This is a genomic window from Acinetobacter sp. USHLN143, assembly GCF_037145695.1.
GTDB classification, from domain to species: Bacteria; Pseudomonadota; Gammaproteobacteria; order Pseudomonadales; family Moraxellaceae; genus Acinetobacter; species Acinetobacter fasciculus.
Genome location: NZ_JBBCWZ010000354.1, coordinates 1 through 219, shown reverse-complemented (window position 1 = coordinate 219; position 219 = coordinate 1). Strand labels below are relative to the sequence as shown.

1 pseudogene is annotated in these 219 nt (G+C 38.4%); it reads left to right on the top strand.

The features are described from left to right. Positions 1–146: 146 nt before the first annotated feature. Positions 147–219 (top strand): annotated as a pseudogene (locus WFH18_RS18365) (IS630 transposase-related protein); the annotation flags it as partial.

Genomic DNA, 219 nt, shown 5'->3' with positions numbered 1-219 from the left:
GGCCGCAGCAGGAACGCAATTCAGACACAAATCTGGATTGCGATGATCGCCTATTTATTGGTGAGTTTCGCTCAACATTTAGGGAAAACAGGTTGGACAGTTCAACGTTTATAGTCAAATCATTATAAAACTAATACAATGGTGCAATGAGTTATTCAGAACATTTTAGACGTAAAATTTTAGCTAAGCTTGAGGAAGGTTATTCTATTCGAGCGGTAG